We start from the raw sequence: 18,316 nt of genomic DNA, 5'->3' as shown, positions 1-18,316 counted from the left end.
ACGATGACCGAGGCGTTGATGACCTCATGGAAGAGATCGATCATCTCTTTGTTCACTCAACTGCTGAAGCTAACGTGCAAAGCTGAGTTTATCATACAGATATCGGCTGCGGAAACATACAACGCAACCCTGAGTGAATCTTCAAATCTCGGGCAATAGTGACCACTCAGCGGCAGTATCGAGACTGTGAAAACCTGAAAGACGTGGGTCAACTCGACAGTCCCACTGTTGGAACTACCATTATCAACGATTCCCGGAGACCCGGCTAACAGGGTGTCATCACGGAGGAATTCATCTCAATGACACACCAGAGCCACTGTGTGTCCGTCCGTATTATGCCAAATGTTGCCACTAGTAGACTCGAAATGTACGCCCGGAACACTAACGTCCGGCATCATCCTCGGCGGTGTGCCACGTCAGCCGGCAAACCCTCGTGCCGGGCGGGTCGCCGGAAGGCGACCAGATGCGCAAGCGGCGGTAGCCGCGAGCGCGGGTGATTACGGCGTAATCACCGAACGCCCAGACGGTGCAACCGTCTGGCGGGTCGTCGATAGACGACCAAGTGCGGTATGAACCGCGGTCATGTCGCGTGCCCGGGTTCTCCGGGTCGTCATCGTCCCGGTAACGGGTCTCAGTCGGGGATTGAAGGCACGCACTCGTAGTTCGCCGGTCGCACACCTAAGGGTGACGTTCAGACGGCGTAGTCGTCCTCGCGCAGTTGGACGTACTTGCCGTTGCGGTAGGAGAACTTCTTCCGCTTGTAGGAGAACACCATCTTGATGCCGTTGAGGCCGCCACGGAGCGCCGCGTCGGCCTTGATTCCGCGAGCGTCCATCAGGTCATTGGCAGTGGTAAAGGCCCGGTCCCAGTCGGTGGGCCGCCAGTCCCGAACCATGTCCGCGAAGGTGACGTTCCGGAGGATTTCGTCGCCGATGGCGTCGTGCCAGGCGTCGTTGTACCGTTCGAGGCGGTCGTTCGCGGCGAGGCGGCCGGCGATTTTCCCGGTGCGAACGGCGACGTGGTCGCCGCCCTCGTGGAACGCCGAGGTGGTCCCCATTGCCCCGCCGGCCACAGCGATGCCGGCACCCACCGGGGACTCTATCGGGCGAGTCGAGGAGATAGGGTACGTCTCCGTCCCCTTCGATTTCCCACGGTCCTCGACGAGCGGGAAGTCCTCGAGGTCGTACGCCTGGAACTCCCGTTCGAGCAGTCGCTCGATGTACTGCCGGCCCTGTGGGATGCTGTCGTCGCTTTCTCTGAGTAGGTCCCACTCGCTGCGGTCGTAGGCATCGATATCCAGCCCGATGGGCATCGTCAGACCGATGCGCGCGACGGAGTTGTCGTTCGGGAAAATCCATGGATACGCAGTGTGGCCGGGCATCATGCCCCACCAGAACTCGATGAACTCCGGCGTGAACAGTTCCTCGGGCATCCGTCGGTGCTCCTGATAGGCGATGTGGTTGGCCTTGTTCGACGGCATGATGTCGGCCATCGTCTGTCCGGCCGGGAGGAACTGGTCGAGCGTCCCGCCAGTGACGGTCCGCTGTGGGCCATCCGCGAGAATCACGTACTCAGCGGCGATGTCTTCACCGTTGGCCAGCCGAACGGTGTGTCGCGGCGAACTCCCCAGGTCGGTCTCGACGCCGGTGACGCTGACGCCGACGCGGTAGTCCGCGCCCGCTTCCGTTGCCCGTTCGCGGAGCCAGTCGTCGAACCGCGCCCGGTGGAACGTGATGCCGAAGCCGTCGGCGCTGGAACTGATACCGGTCTCCGTGAGCGTCATCTCCGTCGAGGGGCCGTAGAACTTCGCCCCGTCGAGTTCACTCAGCACCACGTCTTCGGGGAACTCCGACCGCGGAATACCCATGATGTCGAACCAGTAATCGAGCAGCCCGGCGGCGTCCGTCGAGTCCGGCCCCGCCCCCTCGCGGTCGGCTCTGGGGACCCCCTTTTCGAGGAGGACGGCGTCGGCCCCGTGGTCGGCTGCAGCCTCGGCCGCCGACGACCCGGCCGGGCCACCACCCACAATGGCGACGTCTACGTGTTCCATACCCGCTACGGCGTCCCGCGCCCGCTAAAACCTATTGTCTTGCATCGAATCCGCGGTCTGATGCCCTCCTGTGACTGATACGGGTCTTAGAGCGATTTACCGGGATGTTCCGACCCCGGGGCCGGAGCTAGCCGAAACTAATCTACAGCAATCCGTCCCAACTGGGCCACATTAGGCTATGGTTCGGTCACTGTGTCGGCAAGCGACACGTCGTGTTGTTCCAGCCGCTCGACGGCCCGCTTGTACGCTTCGCTCTCCGCGAGTGCCGTCGCCCGTACTGCGTCAGCGACTGTGGCTCGTCGGTCGGCAAGTCCCAGGAGCTCCCGGCGTTGCGTCTCGTATTCGCACCGACGCTGAACTGCCGAGAGTACCGACAACAGGGTATCCCGGTCGGCGGGCTTTCTGAGATACGAATCGACGGGAATGTCCAGAATATCCACGTCCGGCTTGACGCTGCTTATCATCACGACCGCAGGGGTAACTGGCCGCTGTCTGAGTCTTGCGGCGACGGTTTCGCCGTCTAGTTCCGGCATCTGCCGGTCCAGCAGTACCGCATCGATTGAGTCGTCAATCCGCTGTAACCCCGTACGGCCGTTACCGGCCTCTATAACCTCGTATTCCTCCGGAAGCCAAAGTTTGTAGAGCTGTCTATAGTCCGTATCGTCATCAATTACCGCAACGCTCGTCGGTCTCCCCATTCCTTCGAAGTTCTACGTTGGTCATCCTACAAATATGCTAAGATATCGGTATACTATTAGTACAAATTTTACTAATCTAGACTGGTAATTCCTCCGTTCTCTAAATACAGTAATACTAACAATATCTCCGGAGCGCGGTCAACAGACTGCCGGCACCGTTTTGAGGCCCCCGCGTGGACAGCCGGTATGGTTCCGCACGCCACAGGAGGGGTTCAATGGCCGACATCGTCGTGACCCGATACGCCGTTCACGGAATGCCGGTCGACCAGTACGCGGCAGCGCTCCGGGAGCGACTGCCGGAGTGGGACATCGCCGTCGCGGAGACGCCCGAGGCCGAGCGGGACTTGATCGCGGACGCGACGGTCCTGACCGGCAACGATGTCTCACCGGAACTGGTCGACACTGCCGACTCGCTGCGGTTGTTTGCAGGGACATACGCTGGATACGACCACCTTCCGCTCTCGGAACTGGCCGACCGCGACATTGCGCTCACGACGGCCTCCGGCGTCCACGGGCCGAACGTCGCCGAGAACGTCGTCGGCTCGTGGCTCGCCTTCGCCCGGGGCTTTTTCACCGCCCGCCGCCACCAGCGCGACCACGTCTGGCAGTCCTTCCACACCGACGACTTCGCTGGGAGCCGCGTCTGCATCGTCGGACTCGGCGAGATCGGTGAAGCCATCGTCGACCGCGTCCAGGGATTCGACGTGGAAACTGTCGGCGTTCGCTACTCGCCGGAGAAGGGCGGTCCGACCGACGAGGTGTACGGCTTCGACGACATCCACGAGGCCGTCGCCGACACGGAGTACGTCGGTCTCGCCTGCCCGCTCACCGACGCGACACGTCATCTCATCGATACCGAGGTGTTCGAGACGATGCCTCCCAGCGCGGTGCTCACCAACGTCGCCCGCGGCCCAGTTGTCGATACCGATGCGCTGGTCAGTGCGCTCCAGCGCAACCACATCGACGGCGCGGCGCTGGACGTGACCGATCCCGAACCGCTGCCCGGCGACCACCCGCTGTGGGACTTCGAGAACGTCCTCATTACGCCACACAACGCCGGTCACACGCCGAGCTACTACGAGCGACTGGCAGATATCGTCGCCGAGAACGTCCAGCGGGCCGAGCGAACCGGCGAGTGGGACGGGCTCAGGAACCAGATTGCGCTGTAAGTGCTATCGCTGAATCGAACGCGATAGCCCTTACAGGTAGCCGCGCTTGTTCAGCAGTTCGCCGTTCAGCACGCTCGCGCCCGCGGCACCCCGCATCGTGTTGTGCGCGAGGCAGTTGAACTGGACGCCGTCGGTCGTCTCGCGGAACCCACCGACTGCGACGCCCATGCCGTCCTCGACGTTGCGGTCCAGTCGCGGCTGTGGGCGGTCGGGTTCCTCGAACACCGTGATGAGTTTCTCCGGCGAGGACGGCAGGTCGATACCGGTAGCCGACTCCATCGCGGCCTCGGCATCAGCCGTGGAGATGTCCTCCGTGGTGTCGGCCCAAACGTTTTCGAGGTGGCCGTCGAGCGTCGGGATGCGGTTACAGGAGGCTGCCACGTCCATCTCGTTGAGATGGACTTCCGCGCCGTCGAACGAACCGAGCAGTTTTCGGGATTCGGTCTCCATCTTCTGCTCCTCGCCGCCGATGTGCGGGATGGCGTTGTCGATGATCTCCATCGACGAGACGCCGGAGTAGCCCGCGCCGGAGACGGCCTGAAGCGTCGAGACACGTACATCGGTCAGGTCGAACTCTCGGTCGAGGGTGGCCAGCGGCGGCACCATCGTGATGGTCGAGCAGTTCGGGTTCTTCAGGAGCGCGCCGTCCCAGCCACGTTCGTCGCGCTGGACTTCGAGGAGGTCGACGTGGTCGGCGTTGACCTCTGGGATGATGAGCGGCACGTCCTCGTCCATCCGGCCGTTCGAGGAGTTCGAGGAGACGGTGTAGCCGGCCTCGCAGAACTCCGGTTCGACCTCCGCGCCGACGCTCGACGGGAGCGAGGAGAAGATGAGATCGACGTCGTCGGGTACCGAATCCGGGTCGGTGGCGCGGACTTCTAACCCAGCCACGTCCTCGGGAATCGGGGAGTCGACACGCCACTTGGCAGCGTCCTTGTATGTCTCGCCAACGCTTGCGTCGCTGGCCGTCAGTGCTGCGATTTCGAACTCGGGGTGGGGGTCGAGCAGTTGGATAAGTCGCTGCCCGACTGCGCCAGTCGCACCGAGCACACCTACGCGTACAGTCATCGCTTGACACACGGCTGTGGGTGGTCAAAACAGTTTGGATACGAAAGCGGTACCGCTGCCTTCGTAGGATTACTCGACCTCGGTGTCCTCGAAGACCCATTCGATGACGCGGGCCTCGACAAGGTCCCGCTCCTCGACGTAAGGGTCGTCGCGGTTCGCCAGCGTCTCCTCGGCTTCGGCGCGCATCTCCGCTTCGATCTCCGTGTGGTCCGGCTCGTCCCGGATGTCGTTCAGCAGCGCTTCGAAGTCCTCCCGGAGGTCGAAGGAGGCGCGGGCGGCGTTACACCGGGACAGCGGACTCATCCCGGTCTCTAACACGAGGTCCCGCACCGTCTCCCAGTCGGAGTCACAGAAGTAGATTGACACCTCGCCGACGATGTCCTGCCAGGCGATGGGGTCGGCGTGCTTGAGCAGTGGGACCGCCCGCGGAGGCAGGTCCAGACGGGTCTTCGTGTCGGGATTCCCGCACAGACAGCAGGCCTTCTCTGTTTTCCCCGTGTACATGTGAGACAGTTGGGTCGGACGTATTTGGACCCATCGCAGGAGGGCGGTAACTGGCCGGCTATACCGGAATGAACTCGGGGTCCACGTCGTTCAGGCGGTCAGTGTTCGAGACAAACTGGTAGAAGTCGCTGTAGAGGTCCGTACACTTCCCGTCGGCGTCGTAGCGGAGCGTGTGCCAGTCGGCGACGACCGCGCAGTAGCGCTTCGCCCGCGTGAGCGCGACGTTCAACCGTCGGGGGCCGTCGACCGGTCGCCCGAGGAACCCGACGTTCCCGGCTGCGTTGCTCCGGACGAGCGAGAGGACGATGGCCGTTCGTTCACCGCCCTGAAACGAGTCGATAGTGTCGACGGTGACGCTGTCCGCATCGTCAGTACGCTCCGTGAGTGTTTCACGAATGCGAGACACTTGTGCGCTGTACGGTGTGATGACGCCAATCTCCTCGGCGGGCACGTCCGACAGCAGGTCCTGAACGAGATGTGCGACCAGTCTGGCTTCGGTGGGATTCGATTTGGAGTGACCGACCGTTTCGACCCGGCCGCCGACATTGTACCCCTCGATTGCCGGCCGGTCCGCAAGCGGGTCGATGGCCCGGCCGTTCCGCAGTGTCCGGTCGTAGAACCGCCGGTTCGGGAAGTACGCGATGTCCCGGTGCATCCGGTATTGGGTCTGGAGCTGGAGGCCGACGCCGTCGTAGACGCCGCCGTCGGAGTAGAGATGCTCGAACAGCGAGTGGCCGTAGCTCGACGCCGGCGGTTCGTCGCTCGCGCTGTAGGGCGGGAGCTGTCGGTGGTCGCCGGCGAGCACGGCGCGGTCGGCCCGGACCAGCGGGATACACGACGCCGCGCAGGTCGACTGCGTCGCCTCGTCGAGCACGACCAGGTCGAATTCCCGGGCGAGCGTGGCGGCGCTGTTGTTCGTCACCGCCACCACGTCGGCCCGTCCGGGTACGTCGCCGTAGGCCCGCCGGACGACGCCGTTCGACGACTGGCCCGCGTTCACGCGGTCGAGGGTGTAGTCGCCGTCGCCGTGCTGGCCGTACGCGTGCAGCGACTGCGGGTCCACCGTGTCATCCGTCGAGGACCCTGCCACGAGATTGTCGACGGCCTGGTTCGAGTCCGCACATACCAGCACGTCTTCACCGGCCTGTGCGGCCCGCCGGACGATTTCGACCAGCGTCCGAGTTTTCCCGGTTCCCGGCGGGCCGTGGATACAGAACAGGTCGTCGGCCAGCAGCGCGTGCTCGACGGCCAGTTGCTGCTCCTGATTCAGTTCCCCGTCGAACTGGTCGCTCCGGGCGGCCGCCCCGTTCGAGAAGGTTATCGGCCGGTCGCCGGCGAGCACGTCCCGGAAGCGGTGGTCAGACAAGGCCTCGACCGCCTCCCGTTCGCGGTCGAACGGAACGGGGTTGAGCAATGCTGTGAGTCCGTAGGTGGCGTCACCGTCGGTGAGCGCGCTTTCCAGTGTCGTCGCCCCGTCGACCTCGGCCCAGTTCACCGCGAGCCAGACCGACCGCCCGCGGATACGCTCGACCGTCGCCGCGACCGGGAACGGGCCGGTCGCTCGGGACCCGTCCACGTCGTGGACCAGCACCTCGTTCCCCTGGTGGATGCCGAAGACGGATTCCACGACGAAGGCCCAGTCGCCGCTCCATTCGGCGGCGACGTCGGCGGGCGGATCGACGCGGAACCGGTAGGTTCCGTCGTCCCTCCCTCGTACGTGGAGTTCGGGAACCGCGTCGCCACCGGCCTCGTACACCTCGCCCGGCGAGCGCCGCTCGGCCCGTTCTCGGTTGTGCTGGCGAGTCGCTTCGCGTTCGCGTTCGACGTGTGTACGCAACCCGTCAATCAGCTCCGCCGACGGGATTGGATTCCGCGGCGGTTCGCTGTCGTCTATCGGTGAGTCGTAGGAGGGCGGGTACGTCTCCGGGACGTAGTCGGAGTGCCAGAAGCGGATCCGGTCGGCGAGTCCCGTGGCCCCGAAGTCGTCCGCGTCGACGAAGTCACGTTCGCCGTCGCGCTCGAAAACGAATATTCCGCCGTGAAGGGAGTGGTCGATGAAGGCGACGAACTCGCCGGTGAGCCGCGCCGAACCCGGTTCGTGCAGCGGGATGCACACCCAGTCCTCCTCGGGGTGGGCGAGTCCGTCGTGGTGGCTCGCGAACTCGGCGACGGGCCGTGCGGGGATGACATCGCCGCGGTCGTCGAGGGCGTCGTCATCGGGGACACACAGCGTGGCGTCGTCGAGGTCGAAGGACCCGATGACGTGGTCGAACAGGAGCGACATCTACCCCCGATTGTGCCCCGCTGTCGTAAAACAGTACGGCCCACCCCGACAGCCCGTCACACCGGACAGGAACGTTTTAATCGCCGGACCGGCCACACATCGGTATGGATACCGCCGAGCGACTCGATCTGGTGACGAAACACACCACAGAGGTCGTCACCGAAGACGAACTGCGAACGCTGTTCGAGGAGAGCGACCCGTCGGCGTACATCGGCTACGCGCCGACCGGCGAGATGCACATCGGTCACTTCACGACGATGCGGAAGCTCGCGGACTTCCTGCGGGCCGGCGTCGACGTGACAGTCCTCATCGCTGACTTGCACGCCCACCTCGACGACAACAAATCGCCGTTCGACCTGCTTGATGCCCGCTCGGCCTACTACGAGACGGCCATCGAGGGTATGATTGAAGCAGCCGGCGCGGACCCCGAAGACGTGACCTTCGTCCGCGGGACCGACTTCCAGCTCGACGAGGACTACACGCTCGAGATGTACCGGATGGCTGCCGAGACGACCATTTCGCGGACCCAGCGCGCCGCCAGCGAGGTCGTCCGCGAGTCCGACAGCCCGAACCTCGGCGGGCTCATCTACCCGCTGATGCAGACGCTCGACGTGAAGGCACTCGACGCCGACATCGCCTACGGCGGCGTCGACCAGCGCGGCATCTACATGCTCTCCCGCGAAATCCTCCCGAACCACGGCGGCGAGTCGCCGATTTGCCTGTTTGCCCCGCTGTTGTCGGGCCTTTCCGGCGGCAAGATGAGCGCCTCCGACGAAGCGTCCAAGGTGAACCTCACCGACAGCCCGGCCGAGGTCGACGAGAAAATCGGGCAGGCGTACTGCCCGGCCGGCGAGGTCGAGGAGAACGGCGTGCTGGAATACCTCAATCATCTCGTCTTCCCGGTTCTGGACGTCCGCGGCGAGTCCTTCGTCGTCGAGCGCCCGGAGGAGTACGGCGGCGACCTCACCTACGAGAGCTACGACGAGGTCGAAGCGGACTTCCTCAGCGGCGAACTCCACCCCGCCGACCTGAAGCCGTCCGCCGCGGGCGCGATATCGGACGTTATCGACCCGGTTCGGGAGCGACTGGCCGACGAGGACGAACTCCTCGCCGAGGCCTACCCGGAAAAGTACGGCGCGGAGTGACGCGGTCGTCCGATGCCACCCTCTGACCCGAGCGCCGACAGCGACGACCCGGCGCGCTCGCGGGCCGCCGTCCGCCGGACGTACGAGGACATCGGCGACCACTTCTCGAAGACCCGGGAGTACGCCTGGCCGGAGGTCGAATCGTTCGTCGACGGGTCCGGCAGTGTTGGGACGGCGCTCGACGTCGGCTGTGGCAACGGCCGCCACGCGGAACTGCTCGCTGGGGTCGCTGATCGCGTCGTCGGACTCGACGCCAGCCGCGCGCTCCTGCAGGCGGCGACCGACCGCGTCGGCGATAGCGTGGCGCTGCTGCAGGGCGACGCGACCCGACTCCCGCTCGCTGCCGGGGCCGTCGACCTCGCGGTGTACGTCGCAACACTGCACCACCTGCCGTCGCAATCCGCCCGCCGCGCCAGTCTGAGCGAACTGGCCCGCGTGCTCGCGCCGGGCGCTCGGGCGCTCGTCAGCGCGTGGAGTACGGCCCACGACAGCTTCGACGCCGACCCTGACGCGGACGAAGGCTTCGACACGACTGTCGACTGGACGCTCCCCGGCGGGGAGACGGTCCCGCGGTTCTACCACATCTACGCGCCGGCCGAGTTCGAGCGCGATGTCGCCGACAGCGACCTCCGACTCGTCTCGATGGAGCTGTCAAGCGGCAACTGTTACGGGGTTGTCGAGCCAGAAGGGAAACGCACTTAATTGCCTTCCATCTATGGACGTGTACGTTCGCACTCGGGCGAAACACAGTCCATCTGGTCTGTGTCCGCACGAGTGAGCGTGCGGCAGTGGTGAGCGGTTCCGACGGAATCGCGAGGCACGCCGTGAAGACGCGAAGCGATGAGCGGCGGTGGTCTAGTGGTAGGACCTGAGCCTTCCAAGCTCATGGCCCGGGTTCAAATCCCGGTCGCCGCATCCTGCGAGGAACGGACGTGACGAGCGGATGCTGTACGGAGGGATTTGAATCACGCGAGACGAGTGCAACGAGTCTCGCCATCGGGTTCAAATCCCGGTCGCCGCATTTTGCTGTGAGTACAACCGCGAACAGCAAATGCTGTACAGAGGGATTTGAACTACGGAAATCCGAGCGACAGCGAGGATTTGCAGTCGAGTTCAAATCCCGGCCGCCGCATTCTGTGTCAGCAAAAACGATCAGCCGAGGCGTTATCAGGCGTTTTGAACTTCGTCGACGTCTCGCAGCCATCTTCGTAGCTCCCAGACGCCGTCACTCCGGTTCGACGGCAGCCTCCTCAAACTCCGCCCAGTCGTCGCCCATCCACTCCTGGAGGCGGTCGGTGACGCCGGCGAAGTCTTCCCCATCCTCGAAGGACTCGACGACGACCCAGCCGTCGCCGTCGCGGTCGTAGCCGAGGCTGTAGCCGCGGTCGCCGTCGATGATAACGACGAACGCGGCTACCACGTCGAGGTCGGGGAAGAACCCGACTGGCGCGAAGCCGTAGTCGTCGTGCTGGGCTTCGAGGGCCGAGATCTCGCTCGTCGAGAGCGGTCTGTCCGGCAGCGAGTCCGTCAGTTCGGTCATTACGTCGCAGTCGTGGGGAGAGGATTGAAAGCGTTTCGAGCGGGGCGCGACCGGGGAACCTCAAAGTGTGAGTCGGACATAACTTCGGCCAACATTGAAGTATTATCATGACTTTTGTTAACATGGAGCTTCCTACGCTCCCGGCGGGAACGACCGTCGTACCATCCGGGATTGGCATCGGCGGACGATCATCGCCGGTGGAGACTGGCCACTCCACCGGCCACGTATCGCTTTGGAACTAACGGCAGACGGAGCAGCTGACACCTCACCCCCACCCCCACCCACACCCCCACCCCTTTCCCTGCTCCCGATTTTCGAGGTGGTTTCGATGTACCAGTCCATACGTTGACCTGATAGGGCCGGCGAGGGCCGGAGGGATTTTCTGCCAGTACGCGTAGCGTCGGGTATGGACGCCGCGCGGCTCCCCGGGACCAGCGGACCCGAGCAGATAGTCGCGCACGTCGACATGGACTGTTTCTACGCCGCCTGCGAACAGCGGCGGGAGCCGGCACTCAGAGGCGAGCCGCTCGTCGTGGGGATGGGCTACGAGAACGGCGCGACCCACGGGGCCGTCGCGACAGCGAGCTACGAGGCGCGGGCGTACGGCGTCGAATCGGCGATGGCGATTTCTGAGGCGCTGGAGCGGCTCCCACGGAAGGTCGACGCCGTCGAGGACCCGGCTCTCGATGTCGAGGATGCTGGGTTCTACCGCCCGGTCGAGATGGACTTCTACGAGTCCGTCGCCGCGGATGTCCGGGACATCCTCCATGCAGAAGCGGACGTCGTCCGCGAGGTGAGCATCGACGAGGCGTATCTGGATGTGACCGAACAGGTCTCCTGGGAGACCGTCGAGTCGTGGGCACAAGACCTGAAAGACACCATCGAATCGGAGGTGGGCGTGGCGGCGAGCGTCGGCGTCGCGCCGACGATGAGCGCCGCGAAGGTGGCCAGCGACCGGGACAAGCCAGACGGTCTAGTCGTCGTCGAGCCCGGGGCTGTCCGGGAGTTCTTTGATGACCTCCCCGTCGAGGACGTCCACGGCGTCGGCCCGGTCACCGCCAGAGAACTCGATTCGCTCGACATCCAGACGGCGGGAGACCTCGCAGCCGCCGACCCGGAACTGCTGGCCGACCGCTTCGGCGAGCGCGGCCGCGAGATACGACGCTACGCCCGCGGCGAGGACGAGCGGTCGGTGACTCCGAAAGGCGACCCCAAGAGCCTCTCGCGGGAGTCCGCGTTCACCGACGCGACGGCCGAGATGGAGGCCAAGTGTCGACAGGTTCGCACCCTCGCCGACGCTGTCGCCGACCGCGCACAGCGAAAGGGCGCGCGCTACCAGACCATCGGCATCAAGGTCGTGACGCCGCCGTTCGACGTGAACACGCGCGCCCGGTCGCTCCCCGGCCCGGTCGAGGAGCCCGACCTTGTCAGGCGCGTCGCGCTGGACCTGCTCGGTGAGTTCGACGACGACCCGGTGCGGAAGGTCGGTGTCCGCGTCTCGAACCTTGATTTCTCGGCCGGCGAGCAGGCCAATCTGGACGGGTTCAGCGGCGACGCTGGAACCGAGGAGACGACCGATAGCTCCGTCGCCGACAACAGCTCGGAGACGGCTAAAGAACAGGACGAGGAAGGACAGGTCGGTCTCGGAACGTTCGGTGACAGCGAGGTTGCCGGAGATGCGATAGATGAAGATGGAGACCCCGCTGACACTCACATTTCACTCCCGCCCGGCCAGACCACGCTCGCGGATTTCTAATACTGTCGGCTGTAACTATTTCAAGATAATCGCCACCCCGAGGTGACGAAATTCTTCACAGGCTTACAGCCGGCAGTATAAGGGCTCTCAGGCGACACCGTGTTCCAGATTCTCCAGGAGTTTTCCGACGAACAGACCGGCTCGCGGTGAGATAGTGTCGTCTGCTGGGACCGCTGTCGGATGCGCGGCCAGCGTGTCGACGAACCGCTGGCTGTGGGTCATCGCGTGTAACATATCGACTACGTCGACCACCAGCCCCTCGTCGCTGGTATCCATCCCGGCGTACCGCTCCTTCTCGGCCTCGGAGTAGGTGATCGTCCAGGCCGGCCCGCCGGCGGCCGTGACGATGTCGTCGAGCGGAGCCACTTCCAGCGGGCCGTCGTCACTCCCGACGTACACGGTTCCGTCCTCGACGAACGTCTCGTATCTGTCCATGGACAGCCCCACCGAACGAGTGTGTCAAGGTCTCCCACCACAATAGCCGTTACCCCGTCTCGGGCTGACTGGCACCGCTCACAGTCTGTTTCGCGTTCGCATCTCGCCGTACCCGGGACACCGCCGGTCAGCACAACCGGTTTACAACTGTCGTTTGTCAGGGAAGATATGGTTGAGTTCGGACCACGCGACCGCGAGGCGGTCTACAAGTCCATCTACTCGCGACGGGATATCAGACGATTTTCCGCGGACTCCGTTCCCGATGACGTTCTGACACGTATCCTTGATGCCGCACACAACGCGCCCAGCGTCGGGTTCTCGCAACCGTGGGATTTCGTCGTGATCGAGGACGAACAGACGAAGTCAGCGGTCGCCGCGATTGCCGAACGGGCGATAGCCGCCGCACGCGAAGGCTACGAGGAGCCGCGCAAATCGGATTTCGGCCAGTTGAAACTGGAGGGGATAACCGATGCCCCGGTGAATATCTGTGTTACCTGTGACCCCACTCGCGATGCGCCACACGTCCTCGGCCGGAATACGATGCAGCGAATGGACGTCTATTCGACGTGTCTCGCCGTACAGAACCTCTGGCTCGCTGCCCGTGCCGAGGGCATCGGTGTCGGCTGGGTCTCGTTTCTGTATCCCCACGAACTCCGTGCGGTGTTGAACATTCCACACCACGTTCAGCCTGTGGCCTACCTCTGTGTCGGCTACCCGGAAGACGGCTTCCCTGCTGAACCGGTACTGCAACGGGAAGGCTGGCGTAGTCGCATCGACAGAACGGAACTGGTCCATTACGACGAGTGGGACCCCAGTCGGACGCCCGAAACGAAGTCATAGCGGCGTCGGTAACCGAAGCCCGATAGCACACGAGAATTTGAAGCCCGAGCGAACGAAACCTCGGACTGGCTTCGAACTGTTTGCCTTGCGTCCAGACCTGTTCCATAGCTGATGGGCGTCTGACGGAGAGTTATGGGGCCTGCGCGTCTCATTCGTGACAGAAACGCATGGCAGAGACCGAACAGATAACTGTCGCGACGACGAGCGCGGGGCCGGGTGGGACCGGGGAGCCGGGCGAGACCGTCAATCTCCCGGTGGTGGAACTGCTGACCGGCCGGGGGTTCATCACCGGCAAGAGCGGGTCCGGGAAGTCGAACACGGCGAGTGTCATCGCCGAGAAACTGCTGGACAACGGGTTCGGCCTGCTTATCGTCGACATCGATGGCGAGTACTACGGTCTGAAAGAGGAGTACGAGATCCTCCACGTCGGCGGCGACGAGGAGTGTGACATCCAAGTCACCGAAGACCACGCCGGCAAGATCGCCTCGCTGGCGCTGGAACAGAACGTCCCGATCATTCTGGATATCTCGTCGTTCCTTGACGAAGAGGAGGCAGAGACGCTGCTGACCGAGGTCGCCAAGCAACTGTTCGCCAAGGCGAAAAAGCAGAAACAGCCGTTCCTGATGCTCGTCGAGGAGTGTCACGAGTGGATGCCCGAGAAGGGGTCGATGGGCGAGGTCGGGAAGATGCTCATCAAGATCGGAAAGCGCGGCCGGAAACACGGGCTCGGTATCGTCGGCATCAGCCAGCGCCCGGCCGACGTGAAGAAGGACTACATCACCCAGTGCGACTGGCTGGTCTGGCATCGGCTGACCTGGAACAACGACACGAAAGTGGTCGGGCGCATCCTCGACAACCAGTACGCGGACGCCGTCGAGGACCTGGACGACGGGGAGGCGTTCATGATGAACGACTGGGCCGAGCAGGTCAGCCGGGTCCAGTTCCACCGCAAGCAGACGTTCGACGCCGGCGCGACGCCCGGCCTCGACGACTTCGAGCGCCCGGAACTCAAGTCCGTCAGTGACGACCTCGTCTCCGAACTGGAGACCATCAGCGAGGAACAGCAGGAGACGGAGAACCGCATCAAGGAACTCCGCGAGGAACTGGACAAGAAGAACTCCCGCATCGCCGAACTGGAGGCGGAACTGCAGGACGCACGCGACCTCTCGCGGATGGCCGAGCAGTTCACCGAAGCGATGCTGGACCAGGCCGAGGACTACAACCCCGGCCGGACGGAACAGGAGAAAATGCGCCGCCAGCGCGAGCGGTTCGCCGACTCGTCGGATTCAGATAGCGAGGCAGATGCCGACGGCCCCCGTGACGAGCAGTCCCCGGAGCCGGACGAGACTGCCGACGCCACGTCCGGCGGCGGGTTCGGCGACGCGTTCAGCGCCTTTGCCGAGGACGGGGCCGCGATGAACGGCGGCAGCGCCAGTGACGGTGCGGAGACGAACGGCCACGCCGCAAACGCTGACACAGCGACGAACGGGGCCAGCGCAGACAACGGTGCCGCGGCCGTGTCAGTGAATGGGGTGGCCGATACAGACACGACCGACACCGACGACGAGGACCTGAGAGCAGCCATCGCCGAAGCCGTCGAAGCCGAGGAGTCGAACGGGGCAACTGGGTCCGCTGAAGACGAGTCTCCGTCCGACTTCGACGGTCCTGCCGTCTACGGCGACTTGCGAGCCGACATCGAAGAGTTAGACCGAAAGACCCGCCGAATGCTCGCGTACTACCGCGAGCAAGGCCCCGGAACGCCGCTGAACGCCCACTTCTCGGCCGGCGGCTCCGGCGACCGGACGGCGGCCTACGCGCGAAACAGGGAACTCCGGCTCCGCGAACTGGTCGAACACGTTGGCCGCGGGAAGTACGATTCCCGGCTCGCGGCGCTGGTTCGAGAAGAGAGCGACCGTCGACTCGACGAGGATGAGGTAGAGTCGGTTGTCTCCCGACTCGAATCTGCGTTTCTGGACGGAAACGGCGACTGAAAAGGTAGTACCGCGATAGCGGCGATTTTACAGTAACGGTTCGACGAGGTCTTCGAGCGCCGCACGCGGGTCGTCGGCCTTCGCGACGCCACTCGCCAGCAGAACACCGCTCGCGCCGAGGTCGCTCGCCGAGACGAGGTCCTCGCCGGTCGAGATGCCGGCGCCACAGAGCACGTCCACGTCACCGTTGACGCGGGCGGCGGCGTCGACTGCGCCGGTCACGATGTCCGGATCGGCCTTACTGACAGGCGTGCCGGTGCCGATGAGTTCCGGCGGTTCGACGGCGACGCCGTCGGGGTCGAGCGCGGCGGCCGCACCGATCTGTGCGGGGTTGTTCGCACAGACGATCGTTTCGAGGTCCGCGCGGTCGGCGGCGTCGAGCGCCCCGTCGATGTCCGCCAGTTTGAGTCGGTTCTCGGAGTGGTTCAGGAGCGTGCCGACGGCACCGGCGTCCGCAGCGGCCTCGGCGAGCGTACTGCCGGTGTGGCTGCCGTGCTCGACGGCGCTGACGTGCTGGGCCCACGTCTCGACGCCGGTCTCCGCCACAGCGCCGATCTGTGCGGCCTGTGGCGCGACGGCAACGCGAACGCCGGAATCGTCGCTGACGTCCGCAGCGGCGGTCGCTACTTCCACTGGATCACAGGGGTACGCCTTCAGATTGACAAGGACGAACATACGAAACGCACCGGCTGCTGTGGGGAAATAGGTTGCGAAGCCGCCGTTTGGCGTGCCTACTACTGCGCCGTCGTTCCATCTCGATCCACCGCTCGGGGATGACAATTATTACGCTTCGGCCGAGACAAGAAACGAGACAAGCCGTGACAGCAGGGGATGACGACACACCGACCGTTCTGATAGTTGAAGACGAGCAACATCTGGCCGATCTGTACACCGATTATTTGTCCGACCAGTATCACGTTCAGACGGCCTACAGCGGCGAGGAAGGACTGGAACTGCTGTCGCCCGACATCGACGTGGTGCTGCTTGACCGCCGGATGCCGGTCGTCTCCGGCAACGAAGTGCTCGCACAGATAGAGGAGAAAGGCCTTCGATGCCGCGTCGCGATGGTCACCGCTATCGACCCCGACTTCGACATCATCGAGATGCGCGTCGACGACTACCTCGTCAAGCCGGTCACTCGCGACGACCTTCTGGAGGTCGTCGATCGGCTGTACAAGATCCGGGAGTACAACGACAGACTCCGGACACTCACGTCGAAAAAGCTCAAGCGCAACGTCCTCCGCGTCGAGAAGACCGACCGGGAACTGGAAGATAGCACGCGGTATCAGGAACTCCAAGACGAGATCGAGCGCATCTCGTCGAACGTCGAGTCGCTCGCGGATGAACTCGACGTCGAGAAAGACGACCTCCAGCTGTAACCTAGTCCTTCCGCTTCACGACATCGCCGAGCGTGTACTCGCCGTCGCTGCTGCCGCCGGACCACTCCGTCTCGTCGGCACTGCCACCGGCGCTCAGCGAGATGTCGAGCGCGCTCTCGAGCTTCTTCTGGACGTCGTCGCTGGGCAGGGAGTTCCCCTGTTCGAGCTTCCGAATCAGGCTCGCCTTCTCGTTGAGTTGCTTGGCGAGTTCCTCCTGGCTGAGTCCTTGGGACTCCCGACCCTTGCGGATCCGGTCGTGGTAATCCTGTGCGATCTCGTCCATCTCGTCGAACATATCCCGACGGCGGCCACCGGACCCGCCACCACCCGAGGAACTCGACGAGGAGGACGAATTCGACGACGATGACGAGGAGGACGACGTCGAGTACTTCGTCGACGTGGACGACGTCTCCTCCGTCTTGACCTCCGTGCCGAAGTCGGTACACTCGTCACAGACGTCGAGTTCGGCTCCCTCGATTTTGACGCGGTTCGGAGACGAAACCTCCGTCCCGCACATCTCGCACTGAACCATACCGACGGCTTGGACGGGGCGCGGTTTGAATGTTACCCTGCGCACGCTGGCGCTGGGAATCCTGTTCTCACGTAGACAGGCTTCCTGTTTCGATGACGTGACTTGCAGACATTTGCTGAAGATCAGCGGTGTCCGTAGCGGTCACAGTCTCCACAGGCGTTGATTCGGGCCATCCCAGCCCTAGTTCAGAAAACCCCCTTTGCAAGACGTTCATCGCTGCATTCGCATCCCTATCTGTCTCAAACCCACATGATGGACAGGAGTGTTCCCGGACCCAGATGGACTTCGATGACTCCACACCACACACCGCACATTCTTTTGTCGTCCCTGCTGCTTCGACCTGCACAACGTGCGTACCGTACACATCGCCCTTGTATTCAAGCAAAGTGATAAACTGTCGCCACGCCGCATCCTGCTTGTTCCGACCGTTTCCATCCGCTCGAAGCATACTCTGAACGTTCAAGTCCTCCACAAACACGGCATCGTACTCCTTGACGAGCCACGTCGTTATTTTGTGCTGGTAGTCCAGTACTTTCCGGTGGATGTCGCGTTTGGCCTTCGCCACTTCGACTCGCTGATTCTCGTAGTTGTTCGACCCATGTTCTTTCCGCGAGAGTTTGCGGTGCGCACGTCGGAGTCGTTCGTATTCGCCTTCGAGATCGAGCTAATCCACGGTCTTCCCGTCGCTGGTATGGATGTAGTTCAAGATGCCGAGGTCAATACCCACGCTGTTGCTCGGGTTGAGTGAGTCCACATCGGGCTTCTCGGGCAAGTTAGCGTCGTCGATTTCCAACCCAAAGGAAACGAACCACTCACCGGTAGTCTCTTTCTTCCTTTACTCAGCTTTGCACGTTGAAGTGGTAGCGTGACGTAGGCGTTGACAAAGAAGGATGATGCCGATCACGGACTTCCTTTCGTGTACGCG

At 63.6% G+C, this 18,316-nt stretch carries 16 protein-coding genes, 1 tRNA gene and 1 pseudogene; 8 read left to right on the top strand and 10 right to left on the bottom strand.

Annotated features, from left to right (window positions below; all coding sequences use genetic code 11):
* Positions 1 to 691: 691 nt before the first annotated feature.
* Positions 692 to 2,050: an NAD(P)/FAD-dependent oxidoreductase gene (locus tag C442_RS09605; RefSeq protein WP_008309929.1), complete on the bottom strand. Its 1,359-nt coding sequence runs from the start codon at positions 2,048 to 2,050 to the stop codon at positions 692 to 694.
* Between the two features lie 176 nt (positions 2,051 to 2,226).
* Positions 2,227 to 2,748, bottom strand: a complete 522-nt coding sequence (locus C442_RS09600) for a response regulator (protein WP_008309928.1) — start codon at positions 2,746 to 2,748, stop codon at positions 2,227 to 2,229.
* A 215-nt stretch (positions 2,749 to 2,963) separates the two neighbouring features.
* Here C442_RS09600 and C442_RS09595 point away from each other — a divergent pair, with 215 nt between their 5' ends.
* Positions 2,964 to 3,917 (top strand): D-2-hydroxyacid dehydrogenase, encoded by a 954-nt coding sequence (locus C442_RS09595; RefSeq protein ID WP_008309927.1) that lies wholly within the window; start codon positions 2,964 to 2,966, stop codon positions 3,915 to 3,917.
* Between the two features lie 30 nt (positions 3,918 to 3,947).
* Here C442_RS09595 and asd read toward each other — a convergent pair whose 3' ends face one another.
* From asd to C442_RS09580, 3 genes are all read right to left on the bottom strand, one after another.
* Positions 3,948 to 4,985, bottom strand: a complete 1,038-nt coding sequence (asd, locus tag C442_RS09590; protein ID WP_008309926.1) for an aspartate-semialdehyde dehydrogenase — start codon at positions 4,983 to 4,985, stop codon at positions 3,948 to 3,950.
* 69 nt (positions 4,986 to 5,054) lie between these two features.
* Positions 5,055 to 5,489, bottom strand: a complete 435-nt coding sequence (locus C442_RS09585; RefSeq protein ID WP_008309925.1) for a hypothetical protein — start codon at positions 5,487 to 5,489, stop codon at positions 5,055 to 5,057.
* Positions 5,490 to 5,547: 58 nt separating this feature from the next.
* On the bottom strand, positions 5,548 to 7,773 hold the full coding sequence (locus tag C442_RS09580) for an AAA domain-containing protein (protein ID WP_008309923.1): 2,226 nt from the start codon (positions 7,771 to 7,773) through the stop codon (positions 5,548 to 5,550).
* Positions 7,774 to 7,877: 104 nt separating this feature from the next.
* On the opposite strand from C442_RS09580, the gene C442_RS09575 reads away from it, so the two are divergent.
* From C442_RS09575 to C442_RS09565, 3 genes are all read left to right on the top strand, one after another.
* Positions 7,878 to 8,918 (top strand): tyrosine--tRNA ligase, encoded by a 1,041-nt coding sequence (locus C442_RS09575; RefSeq protein WP_008309921.1) that lies wholly within the window; start codon positions 7,878 to 7,880, stop codon positions 8,916 to 8,918.
* A gap of 12 nt (positions 8,919 to 8,930) precedes the next feature.
* On the top strand, positions 8,931 to 9,620 hold the full coding sequence (locus C442_RS09570; protein WP_008309919.1) for a class I SAM-dependent methyltransferase: 690 nt from the start codon (positions 8,931 to 8,933) through the stop codon (positions 9,618 to 9,620).
* A 142-nt stretch (positions 9,621 to 9,762) separates the two neighbouring features.
* Positions 9,763 to 9,833: transfer RNA gene (locus C442_RS09565), tRNA-Gly, on the top strand.
* 310 nt (positions 9,834 to 10,143) lie between these two features.
* Here the strand turns inward: C442_RS09565 and C442_RS09560 are convergent.
* Positions 10,144 to 10,458 (bottom strand): hypothetical protein, encoded by a 315-nt coding sequence (locus C442_RS09560; RefSeq protein WP_008309918.1) that lies wholly within the window; start codon positions 10,456 to 10,458, stop codon positions 10,144 to 10,146.
* 406 nt (positions 10,459 to 10,864) lie between these two features.
* On the opposite strand from C442_RS09560, the gene dinB reads away from it, so the two are divergent.
* On the top strand, positions 10,865 to 12,214 hold the full coding sequence (dinB, locus tag C442_RS09555) for a DNA polymerase IV (protein ID WP_008309916.1): 1,350 nt from the start codon (positions 10,865 to 10,867) through the stop codon (positions 12,212 to 12,214).
* An 87-nt stretch (positions 12,215 to 12,301) separates the two neighbouring features.
* Here dinB and C442_RS09550 read toward each other — a convergent pair whose 3' ends face one another.
* A complete protein-coding gene (locus C442_RS09550) occupies positions 12,302 to 12,649 on the bottom strand; it encodes a hypothetical protein (RefSeq protein ID WP_008309914.1) in 348 nt (115 codons plus the stop codon).
* A gap of 168 nt (positions 12,650 to 12,817) precedes the next feature.
* Here C442_RS09550 and bluB point away from each other — a divergent pair, with 168 nt between their 5' ends.
* Positions 12,818 to 13,489: a 5,6-dimethylbenzimidazole synthase gene (gene bluB, locus C442_RS09545; RefSeq protein ID WP_008309913.1), complete on the top strand. Its 672-nt coding sequence runs from the start codon at positions 12,818 to 12,820 to the stop codon at positions 13,487 to 13,489.
* Between the two features lie 167 nt (positions 13,490 to 13,656).
* The gene (locus C442_RS09540) at positions 13,657 to 15,480 is read left to right on the top strand and encodes a helicase HerA domain-containing protein (RefSeq protein WP_008309911.1); all 1,824 of its coding nucleotides are present in this window, start codon (positions 13,657 to 13,659) and stop codon (positions 15,478 to 15,480) included.
* Between the two features lie 27 nt (positions 15,481 to 15,507).
* Here C442_RS09540 and tpiA read toward each other — a convergent pair whose 3' ends face one another.
* On the bottom strand, positions 15,508 to 16,155 hold the full coding sequence (gene tpiA, locus C442_RS09535; protein ID WP_008309909.1) for a triose-phosphate isomerase: 648 nt from the start codon (positions 16,153 to 16,155) through the stop codon (positions 15,508 to 15,510).
* A 98-nt stretch (positions 16,156 to 16,253) separates the two neighbouring features.
* Between tpiA and C442_RS09530 the strand changes: the two genes are divergently transcribed.
* On the top strand, positions 16,254 to 16,859 hold the full coding sequence (locus C442_RS09530; RefSeq protein ID WP_049942921.1) for a response regulator: 606 nt from the start codon (positions 16,254 to 16,256) through the stop codon (positions 16,857 to 16,859).
* A gap of 1 nt (position 16,860) precedes the next feature.
* Here the strand turns inward: C442_RS09530 and C442_RS09525 are convergent, their stop codons facing one another.
* On the bottom strand, positions 16,861 to 17,391 hold the full coding sequence (locus tag C442_RS09525; RefSeq protein WP_008309902.1) for a multiprotein bridging factor aMBF1: 531 nt from the start codon (positions 17,389 to 17,391) through the stop codon (positions 16,861 to 16,863).
* A gap of 67 nt (positions 17,392 to 17,458) precedes the next feature.
* Positions 17,459 to 18,223, bottom strand: a pseudogene (locus C442_RS20945) (RNA-guided endonuclease InsQ/TnpB family protein); the annotation flags it as partial.
* Positions 18,224 to 18,316: the final 93 nt, after the last annotated feature.

The sequence above is a fragment of the Haloarcula amylolytica JCM 13557 genome (assembly GCF_000336615.1).
GTDB lineage: Archaea > Halobacteriota > Halobacteria > Halobacteriales > Haloarculaceae > Haloarcula > Haloarcula amylolytica.
The sequence above is the reverse complement of the archived record's forward strand: the minus strand, read 5'-3'. Positions and strand labels throughout refer to the sequence as shown.

Coding starts and splice junctions, on each gene's coding strand:
- C442_RS09560 (WP_008309918.1), bottom strand. CDS start 10,458: ATGACCGAACTGACGGACTCGCTGCCGGACAGACCGCTCTCGACGAGC.
- dinB (WP_008309916.1), top strand. CDS start 10,865: ATGGACGCCGCGCGGCTCCCCGGGACCAGCGGACCCGAGCAGATAGTC.
- C442_RS09550 (WP_008309914.1), bottom strand. CDS start 12,649: ATGGACAGATACGAGACGTTCGTCGAGGACGGAACCGTGTACGTCGGG.
- C442_RS09570 (WP_008309919.1), top strand. CDS start 8,931: ATGCCACCCTCTGACCCGAGCGCCGACAGCGACGACCCGGCGCGCTCG.
- C442_RS09605 (WP_008309929.1), bottom strand. CDS start 2,050: ATGGAACACGTAGACGTCGCCATTGTGGGTGGTGGCCCGGCCGGGTCG.
- C442_RS09530 (WP_049942921.1), top strand. CDS start 16,254: ATGACAATTATTACGCTTCGGCCGAGACAAGAAACGAGACAAGCCGTG.
- tpiA (WP_008309909.1), bottom strand. CDS start 16,155: ATGTTCGTCCTTGTCAATCTGAAGGCGTACCCCTGTGATCCAGTGGAA.
- C442_RS09585 (WP_008309925.1), bottom strand. CDS start 5,489: ATGTACACGGGGAAAACAGAGAAGGCCTGCTGTCTGTGCGGGAATCCC.
- asd (WP_008309926.1), bottom strand. CDS start 4,985: ATGACTGTACGCGTAGGTGTGCTCGGTGCGACTGGCGCAGTCGGGCAG.
- C442_RS09595 (WP_008309927.1), top strand. CDS start 2,964: ATGGCCGACATCGTCGTGACCCGATACGCCGTTCACGGAATGCCGGTC.
- C442_RS09600 (WP_008309928.1), bottom strand. CDS start 2,748: ATGGGGAGACCGACGAGCGTTGCGGTAATTGATGACGATACGGACTAT.
- C442_RS09575 (WP_008309921.1), top strand. CDS start 7,878: ATGGATACCGCCGAGCGACTCGATCTGGTGACGAAACACACCACAGAG.
- C442_RS09580 (WP_008309923.1), bottom strand. CDS start 7,773: ATGTCGCTCCTGTTCGACCACGTCATCGGGTCCTTCGACCTCGACGAC.
- bluB (WP_008309913.1), top strand. CDS start 12,818: ATGGTTGAGTTCGGACCACGCGACCGCGAGGCGGTCTACAAGTCCATC.
- C442_RS09540 (WP_008309911.1), top strand. CDS start 13,657: ATGGCAGAGACCGAACAGATAACTGTCGCGACGACGAGCGCGGGGCCG.
- C442_RS09525 (WP_008309902.1), bottom strand. CDS start 17,391: ATGGTTCAGTGCGAGATGTGCGGGACGGAGGTTTCGTCTCCGAACCGC.